The following is a 2,595-nucleotide window of genomic DNA, read 5'->3' as shown; positions in this document are numbered from 1 at the left end:
CTGGTGTCGGCTGCTGGCGTTGATCGAGCCGCATTACCCCAAGGTCGGGCCGAAGGGTGGCCGGCCACCGATGCCGCTGGAGGTGATGCTGCGGGTCTATTTCCTGCAGAACTGGTATGCCCTTAGCGACCCGATGGCTGAGGATACCCTTTACGACAGCGAGGCGATGCGCCGCTTTGCCGGGATCGAGCCGGGCGACGACCGCATCCCCGCCATGGTGCGCGCGAAGCTCGAGCATCCCTTCCGCATCATCAAGCGTCAGTTCGGCCACGTGAAGACCCGCTATCGCGGCCTCGCCAGGAACCGCGCCCAGATCTTCACGCTGTTCGCACTCGGCAACCTGTTCCTGGTGCGACGGAGGCTGATGGCATGAGGACAAGTCTGCCCGAAATCTGCCAGACCGCCCATCTGGCGGGCCTGACAGGGCGAAATCCCCCCCGAAACCCGGTCTCGCGTCTGCCGAAGCGCTCAGGCAGCCATCTCGGCGCTGCCGAAGCCGTTTATCAGACGTTCCTTATCTACACACTGATCCTGATTTTGATCGTCGTCGTGCTTAAGACCACTGGCGTGGGCGTTCCAGACTTCGAACTTCCAACCGGCAGCGTGAAAGAGGCGACAACTCCCGAATAGTCACCCATCCATCTTCAACGCATTGATGAACGCCTGCTGCGGGATCTCGACCTTGCCGAACTGGCGCATCTTCTTCTTGCCCGCCTTCTGTTTGTCCAGCAGCTTGCGTTTGCGTGTCGCGTCGCCGCCATAGCATTTCGCGGTCACGTCCTTGCGCAGCGCCGCGATGGTCTCGCGCGCGATGACGCGGCCGCCGATGGCGGCCTGGACGGGGATCTTGAACATGTGGCGCGGGATCAGTTCCTTGAGCTTTTCGCACATCACGCGGCCGCGGCTTTCGGCGCGGTCGCGATGGACCATGACCGACAACGCGTCGACGGGTTCGTCATTGACCAGGATCTGCATCTTGACCAGGTAATCCTGGCGATAACCCGCCATCTGGTAATCGAAGCTGGCATAGCCCTTGGTCACCGATTTCAGGCGGTCGTAGAAATCGAACACCACCTCGTTCAGCGGCAGGTCATAGATCACCATGGCGCGCTGGCCGGCATAGGTCAGGTCGAGCTGTTCGCCGCGCCGGTCCTGGCAGAGTTTCAGCACGTCGCCCAGATATTCGTCGGGCACCATGATCGTGGCTTTGATGCGCGGCTCCTCGATATGGTCGATCAGGGTCAGGTCGGGCATGTCGGCGGGGTTGTGCAATTCCCGCATCGTGCCGTCGCGCATGTAGATGTGGTAGATCACGCTGGGCGCGGTGGTGATCAGGTCGATGCCGTATTCGCGTTCCAGCCGGTCGCGCACCACTTCGAGATGCAGCAGCCCCAGGAACCCGCAGCGGAAGCCGAAGCCCAGCGCGGCCGAGGTTTCCATCTCGTAGGTGAAACTGGCGTCGTTGAGCGCGAGTTTCTCGATCGCGTCGCGCAGATCCTCGAACTCGTTCGCATCGACCGGGAAGAGGCCGCAGAACACCACCGGGATCGAGGGCTTGAAGCCCGGCAGCGGCGTCTCGATGCCCTTCTTCTCGGTGGTGATGGTGTCGCCGACGCGGGTGTCGCGGACCTGCTTGATCGAGGCGGTCAGAAAGCCGATCTCGCCCGGGCCGAGTTCCGCGATGTCCTGCATGGCGGGGCGGAAGACGCCGATGCGATCGACCTGATAGGTGCCGCCGGTCTTCATCATCCTGATGCGGTCGCCCTTGCGCAACACGCCGTCGATGATGCGCACCAGCACGACGACGCCGAGATAGGCGTCGTAATAGCTGTCCACCAGCAGGGCCTTGAGCGGTTTGCTCGGATCGCCCTCATGCGGGGGGGGCAGGCGGGTGACGATGGCTTCCAGCACGTCGGGGATGCCGAGGCCGGTCTTGGCGCTGATCTGGATCGCGTTGCTTGAGTCGATGCCGATCACGTCCTCGATCTGGGCGGCGATGCGCTCGGGCTCGGCCGCCGGCAGGTCGATCTTGTTCAGGACCGGCACGATCTCGTGATCGGCATCGAGCGCGGTATAGACATTGGCCAGCGTCTGCGCCTCGACCCCCTGGGTGGCATCGACCACCAGCAGCGAACCCTCGACCGCGCGCATGGAACGCGACACCTCATAGGCGAAGTCGACATGGCCGGGCGTGTCGATCAGGTTCAGCACATAGGTCTTGCCGTCCTTCGCCGGGTATTCGATGCGGACGGTGTTGGCCTTGATCGTGATGCCGCGCTCGCGCTCGATATCCATCGAGTCGAGCAACTGCTCCTTCATGTCGCGCTCGGCGACGGTGCCGGTCAGCTGGATCAGCCGGTCGGCGAGGGTGGATTTGCCGTGGTCGATATGGGCCACGATGGAGAAGTTGCGGATTTGTGCGAGATCGGTCATGGCCGGGATATGCGGCGCTTTCGTGGGCCGGTCAAGCGGCGGCGCGTGGCGGGGGGCGGATTCCGTGGCAGGGGGCGAATCGCGGGGAACGGCCTTGTTTTTCAGGGCCACGGCGATCGGACCCGCATCGGGTTTTCATCGGACCCGGGCGCGGGGCAGGAT

The 2,595-nt window shown here is 63.5% G+C and carries 3 protein-coding genes; 2 read left to right on the top strand and 1 reads right to left on the bottom strand.

Going from position 1 to position 2,595, the window contains the following annotated elements; translation table 11 throughout:
• A partial coding sequence (locus tag ENN83_RS02935; RefSeq protein WP_287183912.1) for a transposase occupies nt 1–373 on the top strand: 373 nt, incomplete at its 5' end.
• Entirely contained in the window at nt 370–630 is a 261-nt protein-coding gene (locus tag ENN83_RS02930; RefSeq protein ID WP_287183910.1) for a hypothetical protein, read from the top strand. The genes ENN83_RS02935 and ENN83_RS02930, both read left to right, overlap by 4 nt.
• On the opposite strand, the gene lepA is transcribed toward ENN83_RS02930, so the two are convergent.
• On the bottom strand, nt 631–2,433 hold the full coding sequence (gene lepA, locus ENN83_RS02925) for a translation elongation factor 4 (RefSeq protein ID WP_287183906.1): 1,803 nt from the start codon (nt 2,431–2,433) through the stop codon (nt 631–633). It abuts the gene before it with no gap.
• Between the last annotated feature and the right edge of the window lie 162 nt (nt 2,434–2,595).

This window comes from Rhodovulum sp., assembly GCF_011048875.1.
Classification (GTDB): Bacteria; Pseudomonadota; Alphaproteobacteria; order Rhodobacterales; family Rhodobacteraceae; genus Rhodovulum; species Rhodovulum tesquicola.
This window is presented reverse-complemented; position numbering and strand designations above follow the sequence as displayed.

What these genes read in the sequence shown, in the direction of transcription:
- ENN83_RS02930 (WP_287183910.1), top strand. Translation starts at nt 370, where the DNA reads ATGAGGACAAGTCTGCCCGAAATCTGCCAGACCGCCCATCTGGCGGGC.
- lepA (WP_287183906.1), bottom strand. Translation starts at nt 2,433, where the DNA reads ATGACCGATCTCGCACAAATCCGCAACTTCTCCATCGTGGCCCATATC.